Annotated in this window: 16 protein-coding genes; 11 read left to right on the top strand and 5 right to left on the bottom strand. The window is 71.0% G+C overall.

The window, feature by feature from the left end:
* The first annotated feature begins 31 nt into the window (after nt 1-31).
* Entirely contained in the window at nt 32-520 is a 489-nt protein-coding gene (locus ACI2LY_RS06375; protein WP_404706136.1) for a GNAT family N-acetyltransferase, read from the top strand.
* A gap of 353 nt (nt 521-873) precedes the next feature.
* The gene (locus ACI2LY_RS06370) at nt 874-1,077 is read left to right on the top strand and encodes a cold-shock protein (protein WP_401442102.1); all 204 of its coding nucleotides are present in this window, start codon (nt 874-876) and stop codon (nt 1,075-1,077) included.
* 99 nt (nt 1,078-1,176) lie between these two features.
* On the opposite strand, the gene ACI2LY_RS06365 is transcribed toward ACI2LY_RS06370, so the two are convergent.
* Together ACI2LY_RS06365 and ACI2LY_RS06360 are read right to left on the bottom strand one after the other, a co-directional pair.
* Entirely contained in the window at nt 1,177-2,862 is a 1,686-nt protein-coding gene (locus tag ACI2LY_RS06365; protein WP_404706135.1) for a ribonuclease J, read from the bottom strand.
* 74 nt (nt 2,863-2,936) lie between these two features.
* Nucleotides 2,937-7,331 (bottom strand): hypothetical protein, encoded by a 4,395-nt coding sequence (locus ACI2LY_RS06360; protein ID WP_404706134.1) that lies wholly within the window; start codon nt 7,329-7,331, stop codon nt 2,937-2,939.
* Nucleotides 7,332-7,436: 105 nt separating this feature from the next.
* On the opposite strand from ACI2LY_RS06360, the gene ACI2LY_RS06355 reads away from it, so the two are divergent.
* The 5 genes from ACI2LY_RS06355 to ACI2LY_RS06335 all read left to right on the top strand — a co-directional run bounded on the left by ACI2LY_RS06355 (nt 7,437) and on the right by ACI2LY_RS06335 (nt 11,757).
* Complete coding sequence (locus ACI2LY_RS06355) at nt 7,437-8,336, top strand: hypothetical protein (protein WP_404706133.1); 900 nt, start codon at nt 7,437-7,439, stop codon at nt 8,334-8,336.
* A 137-nt stretch (nt 8,337-8,473) separates the two neighbouring features.
* Entirely contained in the window at nt 8,474-9,805 is a 1,332-nt protein-coding gene (locus ACI2LY_RS06350; RefSeq protein ID WP_404706132.1) for an alpha/beta fold hydrolase, read from the top strand.
* Nucleotides 9,806-9,869: 64 nt separating this feature from the next.
* Nucleotides 9,870-10,505, top strand: coding sequence for an MBL fold metallo-hydrolase (locus ACI2LY_RS06345; RefSeq protein WP_404706131.1), 636 nt, complete (start codon nt 9,870-9,872; stop codon nt 10,503-10,505).
* 36 nt (nt 10,506-10,541) lie between these two features.
* Complete coding sequence (locus ACI2LY_RS06340) at nt 10,542-11,321, top strand: exodeoxyribonuclease III (protein ID WP_404706130.1); 780 nt, start codon at nt 10,542-10,544, stop codon at nt 11,319-11,321.
* Nucleotides 11,322-11,337: 16 nt separating this feature from the next.
* Nucleotides 11,338-11,757, top strand: a complete 420-nt coding sequence (locus ACI2LY_RS06335; RefSeq protein WP_404706129.1) for a DUF6278 family protein — start codon at nt 11,338-11,340, stop codon at nt 11,755-11,757.
* Nucleotides 11,758-11,775: 18 nt separating this feature from the next.
* On the opposite strand, the gene ACI2LY_RS06330 is transcribed toward ACI2LY_RS06335, so the two are convergent.
* Entirely contained in the window at nt 11,776-13,080 is a 1,305-nt protein-coding gene (locus ACI2LY_RS06330) for an MFS transporter (RefSeq protein ID WP_404706128.1), read from the bottom strand.
* Nucleotides 13,077-13,499: a MarR family winged helix-turn-helix transcriptional regulator gene (locus tag ACI2LY_RS06325; protein WP_404706127.1), complete on the bottom strand. Its 423-nt coding sequence runs from the start codon at nt 13,497-13,499 to the stop codon at nt 13,077-13,079. The genes ACI2LY_RS06330 and ACI2LY_RS06325 overlap by 4 nt, the downstream gene beginning before the upstream one ends.
* Nucleotides 13,500-13,766: 267 nt before the next feature.
* Here ACI2LY_RS06325 and ACI2LY_RS06320 point away from each other — a divergent pair, with 267 nt between their 5' ends.
* The 4 genes from ACI2LY_RS06320 to ACI2LY_RS06305 are packed head-to-tail and all read left to right on the top strand — an operon-like array spanning nt 13,767 to nt 16,991.
* Nucleotides 13,767-14,510, top strand: a complete 744-nt coding sequence (locus ACI2LY_RS06320) for an amino acid ABC transporter ATP-binding protein (protein WP_393592014.1) — start codon at nt 13,767-13,769, stop codon at nt 14,508-14,510.
* Nucleotides 14,511-14,527: 17 nt separating this feature from the next.
* Entirely contained in the window at nt 14,528-15,457 is a 930-nt protein-coding gene (locus ACI2LY_RS06315) for a glutamate ABC transporter substrate-binding protein (RefSeq protein ID WP_404706126.1), read from the top strand.
* 11 nt (nt 15,458-15,468) lie between these two features.
* Entirely contained in the window at nt 15,469-16,113 is a 645-nt protein-coding gene (locus tag ACI2LY_RS06310; protein WP_389002274.1) for an amino acid ABC transporter permease, read from the top strand.
* Nucleotides 16,110-16,991 (top strand): amino acid ABC transporter permease, encoded by an 882-nt coding sequence (locus tag ACI2LY_RS06305; RefSeq protein WP_404706125.1) that lies wholly within the window; start codon nt 16,110-16,112, stop codon nt 16,989-16,991. Before ACI2LY_RS06310 ends, ACI2LY_RS06305 begins: the two co-directional genes overlap by 4 nt.
* Nucleotides 16,992-17,040: 49 nt before the next feature.
* Here ACI2LY_RS06305 and ACI2LY_RS06300 read toward each other — a convergent pair whose 3' ends face one another.
* Entirely contained in the window at nt 17,041-18,597 is a 1,557-nt protein-coding gene (locus ACI2LY_RS06300) for a CocE/NonD family hydrolase (protein ID WP_404706124.1), read from the bottom strand.
* Nucleotides 18,598-18,626 lie beyond the last annotated feature (29 nt).

Genomic DNA, 18,626 nt, shown 5'->3' with positions numbered 1-18,626 from the left:
AAGGAGCTCCCCGGTGCGAAATACTCTTCCGATGAGTCCACGCGTCTCCCCGGCCAGCCGTCCGGTCACGATCCGGCGGGCCGTCGCGCGCGACGCCAAGCGGCTCACGCGGCTGGTGCGTGGCTCCGGCGCCTACGAGGGTGCGTACGCGTCCATGGTCGCGGGCTACCGGGTGGGTCCCGACTACATCGAGACCCACCGCGTCTTCGTGGCCGTCGACGCCGACGAGGAGGGCGGCAGGGTCCTCGGGTTCTACTCGCTCGTCCTCGCGCCACCGGAGCTGGACCTGCTGTTCGTCGCCGACGAGGCGCAAGGGCTGGGCATCGGACGCCTGCTCGTCGCGCATCTGCGTGCCGAGGCGCGGGCCGCCGGGCTCGACCGGGTCGAGGTCGTGGCGCATCCTCCCGCCGAGGGTTTCTACCGCAGCGTCGGCGCGGTGCGGATCGGAACCGTGCCCGCGAACCCGCCCGCCGTGCTGTGGGACCGTCCGGAATTCGAGTTCCGCTTTCCTCCGGAATGACACGGTGTCCGGAAACGCGGTACTCCGAGTGGAGCAATATCCGCGCCCGCGATCCGGGGCTCCGACGGGCAGCTCAGCGGGGGCCGCTCGGTCCACCCAGGGGCCGGTCGAGGCGCGTTTCCCTCTCCCCGGGCACGCGGGAATCCAGGTCGACCGAAACGCGGTGTGATCATTTCCCTATGGTGACGCGGTGTGTGGGCGTGTAGCGTCTGCGTCAGCTGTCGTGGTTCGGAATTCCCTCCTGCCCACGCCTTTGGTGTGGGCGTTTTGCTGTGCTGTGCCGCAGGGACCAGGGCGATCACCTCCGTCTGCCACAAGGTGTGGGAGACGTTCATCGACTGGAAGGCATGACCATGGCTACGGGAACTGTGAAGTGGTTCAACGCGGAGAAGGGCTTCGGCTTCATCGCTCAGGACGGTGGCGGCCCGGACGTCTTCGCGCACTACTCCGCGATCAACTCGACGGGCTTCCGTGAGCTGCAGGAGGGCCAGACCGTGACGTTCGACGTCACCCAGGGCCAGAAGGGCCCGCAGGCCGAGAACATCAACGTGGCCTGACCTCGCAGAACCAGACCAGGGGCCCGCGCGGCGATCGCCGCGCGGGCCCCTGGTCTGTGGAGGGGGGCGGACCTGCCCGCCCCCGGATCGTGCTGTGGCTCAGGCGTCGATGATCACGGGGACGATGAGCGGCTTGCGGCGGTAGGTCCGGAACGTCCAGTTCGACACGGCGCGGGCGACGAGCTGTTCGAGCTGACGCGCGTCCCCGACGCCTTCCTCGGCCGCGGTGGCCAGGGTCTTCTCGATGACGGGGACGACCGCCTCGAACGTCGTGTCGTCGTGGACGAAGCCGTGGGCCAGGAAGTCAGGGGCCTCGGTCAGGGCGCCGGTGTCCGCGTCGACGATCGCCACCACCGTGACCACACCCTCGTTGGCGAGGGTGAGACGGTCCTTGAGGGACGCCTCGTTCGCGCCGCCGACCTCCATGCCGTCCACGTAGACGTTGCCCGCCGGGACCTTGCCGGTGATGGACACCCGCCCGTCGACGAGGTCGACGACGACGCCGTCCTCGGCGATGACGACCCGGTCCGGATCGACACCGGTACGGATGGCGAGGTCGGCGTTGGCCCGCAGGTGTCGCCATTCGCCGTGCACCGGCATGACGTTGCGGGGCTTGACGATGTTGTAGCAGTAGACGAGTTCGCCCGCGCTGGCGTGCCCGGAGACGTGCACCTTGGCGTTGCCCTTGTGGACCACGTGGGCGCCCCACCGGGTGAGCCCGTTGATCACCCGGTAGATCGCGTTCTCGTTGCCCGGGATGAGGGAGCTGGCGAGCAGGACGGTGTCGCCCTTGCCGATACGGATCATGTGATCGCGGTTGGCCATCCGCGACAGCGCCGCCATCGGCTCGCCCTGGGAACCGGTGCACACCAGGGTGACCTTGTGGTCCGGGAGCTTCTCCAGCTCCTTCGTGCTCACCACCAGACCGGACGGGACCTTCAGATAGCCCAGGTCGCGGGCGATGCCCATGTTGCGGACCATGGAGCGGCCGACGAAGGCGACCTTGCGGCCGTGCTGGTGGGCGGCGTCCAGGATCTGCTGGATACGGTGCACATGGCTGGCGAAGCTGGAGACGATGACCCGGCGCGGCGCGGTGCGCATCACCTGCTCGATCGCCGGGTTCAGCTCGCGCTCGGAGGTGGTGAAACCGGGCACCTCGGCGTTGGTGGAGTCGGTGAGGAACAGGTCCACACCCTCCTCGCCGAGGCGGGCGAAGGCGCGCAGATCGGTGATGCGGTCGTCGAGAGGGAACTGGTCCATCTTGAAGTCACCGGTGTGCAGCACCATCCCGGCCGGGGTGCGCAGCGCGACCGCCAGGCTGTCGGGGATGGAGTGGTTGACCGCCACGAACTCGCAGTCGAAGGGCCCGAAGCGACGCCGGTCGCCCTCCCGCACCCGTACCGTCCGAGGCCGGATGCCGTGCTCCTTGAGCTTGGCCTCCAGGAAGGCCAGCGTCAGCTTGGAGCCGACGACGGGAATGTCGGACCGCTCGCGCAGCAGGTACGGCACGCCGCCGATGTGGTCCTCGTGCCCGTGGGTGAGGACCACGGCCACGATGTCGTCCAGCCGGTCCCGGATCGAGGTGAAGTCCGGCAGGATCACGTCCACGCCGGGCTGGTTCTCCTCGGGGAACAACACGCCGCAGTCGACGATGAGCAGCTTGCCCGCGTGCTCGAAGACGGTCATGTTGCGGCCGATCTCACCCAGGCCGCCCAGGGCGATGACCCGCAGCCCTCCTTCGGGAAGGGGCGGAGCGGCTTTCAGGTCGGGGTGGGGATGACTCATACCCTGACGGTACCTGGCGGCGGGACGGCGAGATCCACTGCCCAGGTGCTTCGGCGGGCGCACCGGCGGGGTGGTCACGGGTTCGGGAGGAATCCGTGGGTCGGCAGCGCGAGAGCGGCGAGTCCGGCGGGGCCGCCGAGGTGGAGCAGCCCGGCGCCCGTCACCGCGTTGGTCACCGGCGCCGCCGTGACCAGGGAGTGGACCACGCTGCCCGACGGAAGATCCCACAGCCGCACCCCGGTCCCACCCGCGGACACGAGCATGACCTCGCCGGACTCGAGGCGCAGGGGAGTGAGTGCCGTCACGGAATCACCAGGGATCGTGATCCTCCGTGAGGACCCGAGCCCGCGAATCCCCTTCTTCCCCGGCCAGAGCCAGAGTCCGTCGTAGGACGCCGCGGCCAGGTGGAAGCCGTGCCTCGGCGCGGGGATCACGCAGAGGGCGCGGATCCAGGAAAGATCTTCGATCTTCTCCTCGCCGATGAGGCGCCGGGTTCTCAGGTCCCACAGCAGCAGCCTCCCTCGCACGGTCGCTGCCAGGCGGCCGTCCGGCAGCGCGGTCATGCACGTGATGTCGTCGGGGGAGTCACCCTGGGGCAGGGGAAGAGCGTGGGATTCGGTGCTGTCGTGCAGTCGGAGGCCGCTCCGCCCGGCCGTGATCACACCGGGTGGTACGTCGTCGACCAGTGCCGTCGTGCACCACACCGCCTCCCCGGTGGGCAGGGATCTCAGGACCTGTCGCCGCTCCATGTCCCACAGGGTCATGCCCTGGGAGCCGGCCACGGCGAGGACGCGTTCGGTGACCGAAGGGACCTGCCGGACACCGCGGACGCCCGGGAACGACTGCTGCCCGCGGAACCAGCCGCCGCTCCCCGCGTCGAAGAACGTGATCCTGCTGTTCGCGGCCACTGCCAGCAAGTCGCGTCCGCGCGGGCCGCCGCCTGCCACGAGACAGAGACTGCCCGGGCGCTCCGGCGGGTGGAGGACGACGGGGCCCTCGGCGCGCGCCCTGGGCGCGGTCCGCCCCCGCGCGACGGACCCGGCGGTGGCCGGTGCGGAGCCGTCCTGTACCGGGACGGTGAGCCGGATGCCCTCCTTGCCCGCGGTGGCCACGGCCCAGGGACGGGTGCGTCCGCCGACTCCGGCGATCGCGTCCACCTCCGACACCGGGAACTCCGCCAACAGCCTCCGGGACGCCCCCGCGAAGTCCAGCACGCTCAGGGTCCGTCGCCGTACGACGGCGAGCACGGGGTGTCCCTGCGGGCCCGTCACCGAGACCAGCCGACTGGCCGCCCAGGGGAGCCTGTCGACCTTCTCGCCGGTCTCGGGGTCCCACACATGGAGGCCGTGCTTGAAGCCGTGCGAGGTCACCAGCAGGTCGTAGCCGTGCGGTCCTCGTACGGCGGCCATGACATGGCCCTTGAACGATCCGCCCAGATCCAGGAACTCGGACTCGGCGTGGCTGTTGACGGGGTCCCACAGGTGGACACCGGCCCGTCGCCCGCCGTAGGCGATCCGTGTCCTGCCCCACCGGCCGCGCAGCACGACCGAGTTGTCGGGGCGGTGGAGCGGCGCCGGGTAGCGGACCAGCTCGGGCCGTCCGTACTCGCCGGGCCGCCACAGCCGCAGGGCGTCCTCGGCGAGGAACGCGACGAGCCAGCGGTCCTCTCCCTCGCGGAGCACCCGCACCTCGTCGCCGTACAGGCTCTCCTCATGGGCCACGGAGCGGCCGGACAACGGGTCCCAGACTCTCGCGCCACGGTGGTCGGTGGAGACCAGGAAGACCCGGCCGCTGCTTCCGGTGAGCGGTGCGAGGCCGTTCGTCCGTATTCCGCTGTGGCCGGAGACGGACCTTCCCGTCCCGCTGTCCCACACCTGGACCCCGTCGTAGCTCGCCGAGGCCACCAGCGCACGCCCGTCGGGGAGGCCGAATCCGTGCAGGGCGGTCACCCGGCCTTCTGCCTGAGCGAGCACGTTCGCCGCGGGGACCCAGTCCGACCAGGCCGGAGTGAGCAGGGGTGGTTCGGGCGCGCGGACCGGGCGGCCCGTGGGGAGGGTTCCCTCCTCGGGGAGTTCCCCGCCCAGCGCCTCCCTCAGGAAGACGATGCTGTCCAGCCGCGAGGCGGCGTCGGTGGTCTCGTCCACGTACGGCTCGACCAGCGCCGCCGCCGTCACGTTGCGCCGGGTCAGATCATGGACCGGCAGCGGGAGCTGGAGTCGGCTGCGCAGTTCTCCGGAGGTCTCCCGGGCCAGCACTCCCACCGGGAGGTGCTGGTCGTCCAGCAGACCGGCGGCGTGGGCGTGGGCGGCCAGGTGCCGCGGCACGTACGGGTGCGGGGTGTGCGGCCGGTCGCGTTCGGCGAGTTCGGCCAGGGCCTCGGCGATGGCCCGGTGTACCCGGCGCGGTGACAGCAGTGGCGGTGTGCCGCCCGCGTTCTCGGTGTCGAGCAGCTGATCCGGCTCGGTGAGGAGCTTCTCCGCCACCCGCTGGTGCACCGGGCGGTAGACGGTGCGGCCATCCTCCTGGCCCTCCGTCAGGTATCCGACGAGACGGCTCGCACGGAACGCCCGAACCGCCTCGTCCAGGTCTCCGTCGTCCTCGTGGCACCCCTCCTCCGCGAGGATGGCCCGCACGACGGCGGGCCATACCTCCGCCCAGGGCAGACCGGCACCGGGGGCGAAGGCCGTGGCCCGCAGCACCGTCAGCAACAGGCGCGCCGCCATGCCCGCGTCGCGCGCGACATGCTCGAGATCCTCGCGCAGCAGCCCGGTCGTACCGTCCTCGAGCCGCCCCAGCCACGCGTCCTCGTCGAGATCCTGGACGGCCGGTGCGGCGCGCAGTTGGGCCGCGGCCAGGCGGGCGTCGAGGAAGGACGGCCACACCCCGTCGGCCACGATGCGCGCCGTGGCCTTCGCGGTATTGGCCCGGTCGCGGTAGGGGCTCGTGCCGCTCAGCAGGAGAGAGGTCACGTACGCGGTGATGTCCGCGCGGGATTCCGAGTGGTCGGTGCGGAGCACCTCGTGGGGGATGTCCTCGAAGGTGTCCTCCTGGAGCGCGCCGAGCAGCGTCGAGAGCAGCTGGTCGGCCTCCTCGTCGAGGTCGGTGGCGTAGCCGTCGAACCCGATGGAGCTGCGTATGCCGAGCAGCAGGCGTACGCGACGGCTCCGCGCCAGGGGGAGGACCACGTCGGTGATGCACGCGGCCGGATCGGCGGCCTCGTCCAGTCCATCGAGTACGACGGTGACGGGCCCGCGTGCGTCGAGATGCTGCAGCAGGACGGGCAGCAGCGGCGTGTCGCCCTCGGGCAGCGGGCGACCGCAGGCGGCGAACAGGTCCTGGAGGAGGACCAGCGAGGTCTTCGCGCGGGCCAGCACCGCGATGTCCACGGCACCTTCGGCCGGACGTACATCCTCCGGGAGTGCCTGCGCGAGGGAGGACAGGTCCGGGTCCGCGAGGAAGTCCGGATCGCTCAACGTCACGAGCCGCGCCAGTAGTGCGGACTTGCCCGAACCAGCGGACCCCGTGACGACCAGCACACCGGTCCCGGAGTCGGCGAAGGAGACCAGTTCACGCATCAGCGCGGCCCGGCCGCTGAAGTACCAGCCCGGGTCCTTGTCGCTGGTCCTGCCCGAGGCCCGCGAGGTCCAGTACGCGAGGGTGCGGCGGGACAGCGACACCTGGCGCCGTGGGCCGGACACCACGGGCTCGACCGGCCGGTGACGGGGATTGGGCAGGCAGGCGCTCGGTACGTCCCGTTGCCGGTGGGGCCACAGCCACTGGGGTTCCATGCGCCGGGGAGCCTGCTCGCTGGCCTGGTCCAGGAGTTTGCCCCACTGTTCGAAGGAGAGGTGGGAGCCGACGATCCCGAGCGACTCGTCGCCGAGCCGGGCCAGCACACGCGAGATCACCTCGCTGAACTCCCCGGTCTCCGGTCGTTCGTGGAGATCGGCGCTCGCCACCACGGCCACCGTGCGCGTGGCCCGTCGTTCCGGGCTCATCTCGGACACGATCGAGGCGACGTCCTCGCGCAAGGCCCCGGCGAAGCAGGAGTCCACGAGGACCAGCACGTGTTCCGCCGGACTGTGCAGGGCGGTGAACACGATCTCCCGGGTGGGGAACGCGGTCCTCTCCAGAGCGTCGTCCTGGGTGTGGGCGAACGTCAGGTAGTGGTTGCGGGCGCCCGTGCTCATGCCGTGGCCGGTCACGTAGACGACGAGAGCCTCGTCCGCGGGGGTCTCCACGAGGTCCTGCTCGGCGAGAAACCGCTTCAGGTCCCGCACCGAGTGCAGACCGGTCGCGCGCGAGACCGTGAACCGGTGCTCATCGGCGAGGACGGGTGAGGCGAGCCAGTCGGTGACGACGGACACCTGAGCCTCGATGGCCTGGGCGAAACCCGCGCCGTCTTGCTTCTTGTGGTCATCCTTGTAGTCGTCGACGCTCACCACCACGAGCCGTCGCCCGGCCGTCACCGGCTGCCGGTCCCCCCGCACAAGCACCTCATCGGATCGCTGAATCCTCTCCAGGCCCACACGATACGATCTGCGCGCCGACGGGGACGGACAGAGGACAGCGGCATGAACGAGACCACCGAGGCAGCCGGTCACATCGTCGGCGTGCACGGCATCGGCCAGGGAAGGACCAACGAAGTCCGCCTCAAGGACGACTGGGGCAACGCGCTCCAGCGGGGCCTGACGCGGAAGTACGGCCCCCACACCGCCGTCCCCAGCCTGACCGTGCCCCACTACACGGGCCTCTACCGGCCCGCCCCCGTCGGTGGTGGCCGGCACCTGGGCCCTGGCGACGCGGACGTACGCGACGCGGACGAACCGATGGACGCGGACGAGGAGGACTTCGTCACCCGGGCACTCGCGGCCTACGCACCGGGTCCGCTCCCCGAGGCGGGCCGGTCCCCGGATACGCTCGGCGCGCCCCTGCCCTACCTCCCCGACGCGGTGACCCGTCGCCTCGCGGCGGCGGACGCCCGCCACGGACGGGGAGCCGGGGCGAAGGTACTGGTCCTGGTCCGGCAGGCATACCGCTACCTGCACGACGAGGAACTCGGCCGACGCATCCGCGAGGTGATCCGGGCCGAGATCGAACGCTCCGGAGCACGCGTCCTCATCGCCCACTCGCTCGGCAGCGTCATCGCGTACGACATGCTGCGACGCGGAGAACTACGGGACCCCGACACCCACACCCTGATCACCTGCGGCTCCCCGCTGGGCTGGCTGACCGTACGCCGCCGCCTTCCGGGCGAGGCTCACCTGAGCGTGCCGGAGCCGCTCCACTGGCACAACCTGCACGCCGACGGAGACCCGGTGACCGGAGGGGCGGGCCTCGCGCACGTCGTGACGTCGGGATCGCTCCTCGATACCCGCGTCAGCAACGGCATCGCCGCTCCCCACGACGCCGTCCGCTACCTGTCCCAGGCCGCACTCGCCGACACGGTCCTCGCGCGAACCGCCGCTTCATAGGCCCCTGACCGAAGTTCCTCCTCCGGTCGTCCGATGCCTCCGGAGGCACCCCGCCCGCGAGGTCTTCCACCTGATCAGGGCCGTACACTCATGCCCCCGTTTTAGAGGCGCCCCCGAGAGATGAGAGGGTCTGACGGGTGAGCGAGACACCACCGAACACCCTGCAATACCGCTTTGACGGGCCAGAAGACGCACCTGTCCTGATCCTGGGCCCCTCCCTGGGCACCACCTGGCACATGTTCGACCGCCAGGTGCCGGAACTGGTCAAGCAGTGGCGGGTCCTGCGCTTCGACCTGCCGGGCCACGGCGGCGCCCCCGCCCACCCGGCCGGTTCGGTCGCCGAGCTGGCCACCCGCCTGCTGGCCACCCTGGACAGCCTCGGCGTGCAGCGCTTCGGCTACGCGGGCTGCGCCCTCGGCGGCGCCGTCGGCATCGAGCTGGCCCTGCGCCACCCCGAGCGGCTCGCCTCGCTCGCGCTGGTCGCCGCCTCACCCCGGTTCGGCACGCCGGACGAGTTCCGTCAGCGTGGCGTGATCGTACGCACGAACGGGCTCGACCCGATCGCGCGAAGCGCCCCCGACCGCTGGTTCACCGGAGGCTTCGCCGCCGCGCAGCCCGCGATCACCGAGTGGGCGGTGCAGATGGTGCGCACCACCGACCCCGGCTGCTACATCGCCGCCTGCGAGGCGCTCGCCGCCTTCGACGTACGCCCGGAGCTGGGCCGTATCGGGGTGCCCACGCTCGTCCTGGTCGGCTCCGAGGACCAGGTGACCGGCCCGGCCGAGGCCCGCACCCTGGTCGCCGGCATCCGGGACGCCCGGCTCGCGGTCGTGCCCGGCGCCTCCCACCTGGTGCCGGTCGAGCAGCCCGCCGCCGTCACCGACCTCCTCGTCCGGCACTTCTCCACCGCCTGGCAGCAGCCCTTCGACACCGGCCAGACCGCCCTCCCGGCCGCCGCCGCCACGGTCACCCCGGTCCCGGCTCCCGTCGCCATGCCCACCGGTGCCCCCGCCCCCGTGGCGCCCCAGCGCACCGAGCCGGTCGCCGAGATCGCGTCCGCCGCCGAGCCGCCGCAGCCGGTCGCCTCGCCGGACCGGTACGAGACGGGCCTGAAGATCCGCCGCGAGGTGCTGGGCGACGCGCACGTCGAGGGCGTCCTCGCGCGGGCCGACGAGTTCTCCGGCGGCTTCGAGGAACTGGTCACCCGCTACGCCTGGGGCGAGGTCTGGGACCGGCCGGGCCTGGACCGCAGGTCCCGCAGCTGCGTCACCCTCACCGCGCTGGTCGCGGGCGGCCACTTGGACGACCTGGCCGTCCACACCCGCGCCGCGCTCCGCAACGGCCTCACCCCGCAGGAGATCAAGGAGGTGCTGCTCCAGGCCGCCGTCTACTGCGGTCTCCCGGCGGCGAACAGCGCCTTCCGGGTGGCCCAGCAGGTCATCCGCGAGGAGACCACACCCGCCGAGTGAGGCCGGTGGCCGCGGAAGGCGGCACGATGGAGACGAAGCGGTCCGACGAGCAGGACGGGAAGTCATGAAGTTCATCAAGAAGTCCCACTCCTGCGTCCGCCTTGAGAAGGACGGCCGGACGCTCGTCATCGACCCCGGCAACTTCAGTGAGCCGGACGCGGCCCTAGGCGCGGACGCCGTCCTCGTCACCCACGAGCACCCGGACCACTTCGACGAGGGCAGGCTGCGCACCGCGCTGGAGGCGAACCCGCAGGCGGAGATCTGGACCGTGAGGTCGGTCGCGGACCAGCTCACGGCGGCCTTCCCCGGCCGGGTGCACACCGTGGGCCACGGCGACACCTTCACCGCCGCGGGCTTCGACGTGCAGGTCCACGGCGAGCTGCACGCCGTGATCCACCCGGACATCCCGCGCATCACCAACGTCGGCTATCTCATCGACGGCGGCAAGGTCTTCCACCCCGGCGACGCCCTCACCGTCCCCGACCAGGCCGTGGAGACCCTGATGCTCCCGGTGATGGCACCGTGGAACAAGATCTCCGAGGTGATCGACTACGTCCGCGAGGTGCGACCGCGCCGGGCCTACGACATCCACGACGCCCTCCTCACCGACCTGGCCCGCCCGATCTACGACCGACAGATCGGCGGCCTGGCCGACGCCGAGCACCTGCGTCTGGCACCGGGGGCCTCCGCCGAGTTGTGAGGCCGGTTGTCAGACCCGGCGGGTAGGTTGAGGGACATGCGTATCGCCAGCTGGAACGTGAACTCGATCACCGCCCGCCTCCCGAGGCTGCTCGCCTGGCTGGAGAGCAGCGGCACCGACGTACTGTGCCTCCAGGAGGCCAAGGTCGCCGAGGCGCAGTTCCCCGTCGAGCCGCTCCGCGAGCTGGGGTACGAGGCGGCGGTCCACGCCACCGGCCGGTGGAACGGCGTGGCGGTGCTCTCCCGCGTCGGCCTGGAGGACGTGGTCAAGGGCCTGCCCGGCGACCCGGGCTACGAGGGCGCCCAAGAGCCCCGCGCCGTCTCGGCCACCTGCGGCCCGGTCCGCGTCTGGTCGGTGTACGTCCCCAACGGCCGCGAGGTCGACCACCCGCACTACGCGTACAAGCTCCAGTGGCTGGACGCCCTGAAGACGGCCGTCGCCGGGGACGCGGCGGGCGGCCGCCCCTTCGCCGTCCTCGGCGACTACAACATCGCCCCGGCCGACGACGACGTGTACGACCGCGCCGCCTTCGAGGGCGCCACCCATGTCACCCCCGCCGAGCGCGCCGCCCTGGCCGCCCTGCGCGAGACCGGCCTGAGCGATGTCGTGCCCCGCCCGCTGAAGTACGACCACCCCTACACGTACTGGGACTACCGCCAGCTCTGCTTCCCCAAGAACCGCGGCATGCGCATCGACCTGGTGTACGGCAACGGCCCGTTCGCCGGGGCGGTCAAGGACGCCTACGTCGACCGCGAGGAGCGCAAGGGCAAGGGCGCCTCCGATCACGCGCCGGTGGTGGTCGACCTCGACGTCTGATGCCACGCTGGGGTCCATGAACATCCCGTTCCTGGGCCACCGGCGCGGCAAGAGCGGTGACGCGGCGCTCCCGGCCGACCCCGAGGCCATCGCCGCGCTGCTCTCCGAGTGCGAACTGCTGCGCTCCCAGGCGGACCGGGCGGGCGTCCGCCTGGACGACACCCCGGCCTCCCTGGAGGCCCTGGACCAGCTGGTCCCGCGCTGGCGCGACGACCCCGAGACCCTGCCCTGGCTCGGCAACGACGCGGGCCTCTACCTCGGCACCGTCGTCGTCCGCACCGTCCCCGGCGCCACCTGGCGCATCAGACGCGACGGCGAGCCCGTCCTCCTCCTCGCCTCCGGCCGCGAGGTCGAGGTCACGACCCCCGGCCACCAGTGGGCCACCACCGGCCTCCCCGAACTCTCCCAGCTCTACGCGGAGATCGCCGAACCGTGACCCCGCCCCTCCTGGGGGTCAGTCAGGAACCTGGCCAGCGGTCGCCGTCGCGCCGGCGACCCCGGGGACGGTGGGCTTCGCGGCAGCAGGCGGCGTGCGGTAGGCGCGAAGGGGCGTGTTGGTCGCGGCCACGGCGGCGATCGCCAGGATGGCGGACAGTCCGCCGAAGACCAGGGAGAAGGAGGCGGAGGTCGCCGACGCCAACAACCCACCACGAAAGTTGCCGAGTTCGGGACCCGCGACACCGATGACGTGTTCTACCGAGGAGACCCGTCCCCGGTATCCGTCCGGGGTCTCCAATTGGACCAGAGCGCTGCGGGTGACGACAGACACGGTGTCGGCGGCACCCGCCACGGCCAGGCATCCGAGCGCCAGCCACAACGGCCCCGCCAGACCGAAACAGGCCAGCGCCAGTCCCCAGACACCGGCTGCGGACAGCTGGACCAGGCCGCCACGACGCCAGCGCGTCACCGTACCGGAGAGCAGACCGGCCGAGATCCCCCCGACCGCGACGGCCGAGAGGAACAGGCCGAGGGTCTGCGGGTTTCCGCCGAAGCGCATCTCGTTGACCAGCGGGAAGAGCGCGATGGGCATGGCGAGCAGCGTGGCGGACAGGTCGGTGGCCATCGAGCCCCACAGCGCCGGGCGGCGCAGAACGATCCGCCAACCGCCACGCTCCGCCCTGCGTCTGCCGCCTGCCGCGTCGGTGCCTTCGGGTCGCATGGCAGGCAGGCGGATCATCGCGAGCGTCGAGACCATCATGGCCACGGCCTGGGTCGCGTATGCGGCAGGGAGGCCCCAGCGGGCGATGATCAGCCCGGCCATCGCGGGACCTGCCAGCATCGCTGCCTGGAACGAGACGTTGGTCAGCGCAAGACCGGCCGCGACCTGGTCACCCGGCAACAGCCGGACCGGGAAGGTGCGGCGCGCGGGAGCTCCGAGGGCGCCGCAGCTCGTCCCCACGGCTACCAGGGCGAGCAGCAGCAGTACGTTGCGGTTGTCCGCCAGGGCCTGGGCACACATCCCTGCGGCGGCCAGCAACTGGCCCGCGGTGGTGGCCCGCACCACCGCACGGCGGTCGACCGTATCGGCCAACGTGCCGCCGAGCAGCCCGAACAGCACCATCGGCAGGCCGGTGGCGAGCCCGATGGCACCGGTGCCCGCCGGGCTGCCCGTCAGGTCCCAGACCTGGGCCAGCACCGCCACGTTGGCTATCTGCCCACCGATTTGAGAGACCGAGGTGCCGATCCACAGATCGCGAAACGACTGACTGCCGCGCAGCGGACGGGTGTCGAGGAACCGGACACGGACGCGCCCCCTCAACGCGGTGGCTCGACAAGGTGGTGGAGGACCCGCTGCCGCATCGACCGGCGTTCCAGCGCCCGCCGCACCTCCTCGACAACGGTGGTCATCGCGTACGGGACCTCGCCGTCCAGCTCGGCGACCGTCTCGTGGGTGGCGCGCCACTCCGCCTCCAGGAAGGGCACCAGCGACCGGCCGCGCTCGGTCAGGTCGATCCGCCGGGTGCGGGCGTCAGGCCCCGGCTCGGAGGTGACCAGACCCTCCTTGCGCATGGCGGCGATGGTCTGGCTGATCGCGGAGTGCGAGCGGTCCAGGGACTTGGCGAGCTCGCGAATGGTCAGTGGTCCGGTGTGGGCAAGCCGGATCAGCGGATACGCGAACCGAGGCCGTACCCCCTCGATGCCCCGCTCGACGTAGACCTGCTCGATCTCGGCGTCCATGGCTGCCAGAAGCTCGTGCAGTGAATGCCAGGGTTCGGGTAGCGCTGTGGGATCCGAAGATGTCACAGCGCTAATATAACAGTGCTGTGATAATCGTCCAGCGGCATCAGGGCCTGCCCTCGCCGAGCCGCTCGGAGTTGCGGACCGGGTCGCGCAACGGGGTCGTAAATACGGCTAATGCCCCCAAGTGCGTGTCGTCCGCGCGTCCCAGTACGGTCTGGATAGTTTCGGCCACTACGACTCGGCTGAGAGTGAGTAGGGCTGCGGATGGCCGTCGATCCGTTGATCGAACTGCGTGACGTCAACAAACACTTCGGGGAGCTGCATGTCCTGCAGGACATCGACCTGACCGTCGGCAAGGGGGAGGTGGTCGTGGTCATCGGGCCTTCCGGGTCGGGGAAGTCGACGCTGTGCCGGGCCATCAACCGGCTGGAGACCATCGAGTCCGGCACCATCACGCTCGACGGGCGGCCGCTGCCGGAGGAGGGGCGGGCGCTGGCCAGGCTGCGGGCCGAAGTGGGCATGGTCTTCCAGTCGTTCAACCTCTTCGCCCACAAGACGGTGCTGGAGAACGTCTCCCTCGCGCAGACCAAGGTGCGCGGCCGCAAGAAGGCCGACGCCGACCGCCGCTCCCGTGAACTCCTCGACCGGGTCGGCCTGTCGGCGCACGCCGACAAGTACCCCGCCCAGCTCTCCGGCGGCCAGCAGCAGCGCGTGGCCATCGCCCGCGCCCTCGCCATGGACCCCAAGGCGCTGCTCTTCGACGAGCCCACCTCCGCGCTCGACCCCGAGATGATCAACGAGGTGCTGGAGGTCATGCAGCAGCTCGCCCGCGAGGGCATGACCATGATCGTCGTCACCCATGAGATGGGCTTCGCCCGCTCCGCCGCCAACCGTGTCGTCTTCATGGCCGACGGCCGCATCGTGGAGGACCGCAGCCCCGAGGAGTTCTTCACCGCCCCGCGCAGTGAACGCGCCAAGGACTTCCTCTCCAAGATCCTCAAGCACTGACCGGGGGAGTGCGACCCATGTCCCGCCACACCCGCGCGCCCCGCGCCCTCGCCCTGCTCGCCACCCTGCTGGCCCCGCTCGCCCTGCTCGCCGCCGCCTGCGGCAAGGACGGCAGCCCGCCCACCAAGGGCCCCGCCCCCGACCAGCTCCCGCAGTACGCGGTGGACCGGAACTTCAGCCTGCCCGGCTCCCCGACCTGGGTCCGCGCCAAGAAGCGCGGCCACTTCGTCGTCGGCGCCAAGGAGGACCAGCCCTACCTCGGCGAGAAGGACCCGGCGACCGGCCGGTACTCCGGCTTCGACATCGAGATTGCCAAGATGCTCTCCGCCTCCCTCGGCTTCCCCGGCGACAGCGTCCGCTTCCGCACCATCGCCTCCGCCAACCGCGAGACGGCCCTGCAGAACGGCCAGATCGACTACTACGTCGGCACCTACACCATCAACGCCAACCGCAAGAAGCTCGTCGGCTTCGCGGGCCCCTACTACATGGCCGGCCAGTCCCTCCTGGTCCGCAAGGACACCGACGACATCCACGGCCCCCAGGACCTCGCCGGGAAACGCGTCTGCTCGGCCGCCGGTTCGACCCCGTACCAGCGGATCAAGGACGACTACCCGAAGGCCGTCCTGGTCGCCTACGACACCTACTCGGTCTGCGTCGACAACCTGCTCACCTACCAGGTCGACGCGGTCACCACCGACGACGCCATCCTCATCGGCTACGCGGCCAAGGCCCCCGACGAACTCAAGGTCGTCGGCAAACCGTTCTCCAAGGAGCCGTACGGCATCGGCGTCCCGCGCAACGACAACGCCCTGCGCTTCGCCCTGGACACCGCCCTCGCCGCCCGCGAGAAGAACGGCGACTGGAAGCGGGCGTACGACGCCACGCTCGGCCTGTCCGGCGTGCCCGCGCCGAAGCCGCCGCCTATCGACCGCTACCCGGCGAGCTGACCGAGGACGCCATGAACGTACTGACAGACAACTTCGCCATCTACGGCGAGGGATTCCTCGGCACGGTCGAACTGACCGTCTACGCCTCCCTGTTGGCCCTCGCGCTGGGCTTCCTGATGGCGTCCTTCCGGGTCGCGCCGGTGGCCTCGCTGCGGGTCTTCGGCACGGTGTGGGTGACCGTACTGCGCAACACCCCGCTCACCCTGCTGTTCTTCGCCGTGCTCCTCGGGCTGCCCCGGTTCGGACTCGTGCTGCCCTTCCAGGCGTTCGCGGTCCTCGCGCTCGGCTGCTACACCTCCGCGTTCATCTGCGAGGCACTGCGCTCCGGCATCAACACCGTCCCCCGGGGCCAGGGGGAGGCCGCCCGCAGCCTCGGCATGACGTTCTCCCAGACGCTCAGCGTGATCGTGCTCCCGCAGGCGTTCCGCTCGGTGATCCCGCCCGTCGGCTCCACCCTGATCGCGCTGGCCAAGAACTCCGCCATCGCCGGGGCCTTCAGCGTCACCGAACTGCTCGGCACCTACAAGACGTTGAGCGAGCTGGGCTACAACATCATCTGGACCTTCGTCTGGATCGCCGTCGGCTACCTGATCATCACGCTCGCCATCAGCGCCCTGTTCAACCTGCTGGAACGCACGTGGGGAGTGGCCCGATGACGACCGAGACCACCGCGCTCTACGACGTCCCCGGCCCCGGCACCCGCCGACGGCACGCGCTGTACGCGGGGCTGTCCACCGCCGTTCTGCTGGGCCTGGTCGCCTGGGTGCTCTATCTCCTGTTCTCCACCGGCCAGTTCACCGCCACCAAGTGGATGCCGTTCGAGTACAAGGGCATCCAGGAACTGCTGCTGCGCGGCCTCGGCAACACCCTCAAGGCGTTCGCCATGGCCGCCGTGCTCTCCCTCGTCCTCGGCGGGGTACTGGCCGCCGGACGGCTCTCCGACCACGCCCCGGTGCGCTGGCTGGCCACGCTCGTCGTCGAGTTCTTCCGCGCGATGCCCGTGCTGGTGATGATCTTCTTCATCTTCGTGGCGCTCAAGGTGCAGCCGCTGCCCGCGCTCGTCGCCGGACTGACCCTCTACAACGGCTCGGTGCTCGCCGAGGTCTTCCGCTCCGGCGTCAACGCCGTGGAACGCGGTCAGCGCGAGGCCGCGTTCGCTCTCGGCATGAGAAAAACCCAGGTCATGTCCTACGTGCTCGTACCGCAGGCGGTACGCGCCATGTTGCCAGCGATCATCAGCCAGTTGGTGGTCGCGCTGAAGGACACCTCGCTGGGCTTCCTCATCACCTACGAGGAGTTCCTCCACGCCGGGAAGCTCATCGCCTCGAACCTCGACTACGATTTGCCGTTCATCCCCGTGGTGATGGTGATCTCGCCGATCTACATCGGGATGTGCATGCTGCTCTCGTGGTTCGCCGTCTGGGTGTCCCGCCGGGAGCAGCGCAGTCCCAAGACCGAGGCCGTGGCTGTCGCCGCGCCCGGCCCTGGGGCGCCGCTGCCGGGTGGGGAGCCACCCACGGCTCCGAAGCCGTGACGAAGGCGGCGGTTCACACGGGCCATGCTCGTCCGGCGGCGGCCGGAGATCACTGCTCGCGCAGGGGGACCGACACGTACGACGGGTCGTTCTCCTGCGAGGAGAAGGTCAGCCGCGCGCCGGACGGGTTGTGCTCGACGTAGAGCGGATCGACCGTGTCGGCCACCAGGGCCAGCCGGTGCCCGGCCGGGACGTCGTAGGCCGTGGAGAACAGGTCCAGATCCACCGTGAACGGCTCGCCTGGGGTACGGCCGTGCCAGGTCAGGGGCGCGTGGGTGACCAGCTTGCCGATGCCGAGCGGGCCCACGTCGTAGAGGTAGGCCACGAAGGTGCCGCTCTCGGCGGTCGGGGTGAGCGTGGTGTGCAGCCTGGCGGTGCCGCGTACGCGCTGGGGGCCTGCGTACCGCTCCGACTGCCAGACGGCCGCCCAGCGGCGCGGGAGCAGCGGGATGGAGGCCATGGGAGGCACCTTGGCGACCTGGTCCAGGAGGCCGGAGAGCAGTACGACCCCGCCGTCCGCGCCCGAGTCGACGTTGGTGTGGATGGTGGTGCTGCCCGCCAGCGCGATCTTGCGGTCGGTGGCGGCGACCGACTTCCAGTCCGGGTAGCCCTCGTAACCGCCCCCGGTGCGGGACTCCAGCTGGACGGGCTGCTCGCGGTCGACGCCGTTGTCCACGCCCCGCAGATAGTGGTCGAACCAGCGGCCGGTGTCCCGCCACACGTCGTTGGGCAGCCCGAACAGGCCGGTCAGCTCCGGGGTCGCGTGGTCGCCGGGGCGCAGCTGGAGGCGCTTGGGGCCGGTCAGCTTCTCGTAGAAGCCCGCGTACTGGTTGGCCGGGAAGACCGAGTCGCTCCACGCGTTGGCGAGCATGACGGCGGGCTTGTTGGCGTTGAGCTGGTCCAGGTACGTCACCGCGGAGCGGCGCTTTCCCCAGTCGATGAGGTTCTGCTCGTCGGAGAGGTCGGAGGCGTAGAAGCGGTCGAAGATCCGCCGCAGCTCCGGGCTCCGCCTGCCGGTGACGAGGCCCGCGCCGTCCAGCAGGGCGGCCGCCTGGACGTGCTGGGTGCGGCCGGAGTAGATCGAGCCGATCAGGTCGGCCCAGCCGCTGAGCGCCGCCACCGCCTTGATCCGCTTGTCGTGGGCGGCGGCGAGCAGGCTGATGCCCGCGCCGTAGGAGACACCGGCCATGCCGACGCGGGCCGGGTCGGCGGGGGTGTTCGCCAGCGCCCAGTCGATCACCTTGGAGGCGTCCGCCATGTCGGGCGGCCCGGCCACCTCGATCTCGCCGCCGGACTGCCAGAAGCCGCGCACGTTGTAGGTGAGGACCACATACCCGGAGTCGGCGAGCTTCTGGGCCTGGGCGAGGTACTCGACCTGCGGGAACCCCCAGCTCGTGGGCAGCACCAGCAGCGGATGACTGCCGGAACCGGCCGGGGTGACGACGTTCGCCTTCAGTACGGTGCCGCCGTCGCCGGGAATGTCCACGAACCGTACGGCGGGTGCCGCGTGCGCGACGGGCGCCAGTCCGACGACGGTCCCGGCGACCAGAGCCGCGGAGAGGGCGCCTACGGCGCCGGTGCGCAGGGTGCTTCGGGTGGGGGCCATGGTCACTCCTGACGCGTGCCAGTGCGAAA

Origin of the sequence: Streptomyces sp. NPDC002176 (assembly GCF_044903645.1) — a bacterium.
Lineage (GTDB): Bacteria > Actinomycetota > Actinomycetes > Streptomycetales > Streptomycetaceae > Streptomyces.
This window is presented reverse-complemented; position numbering and strand designations above follow the sequence as displayed.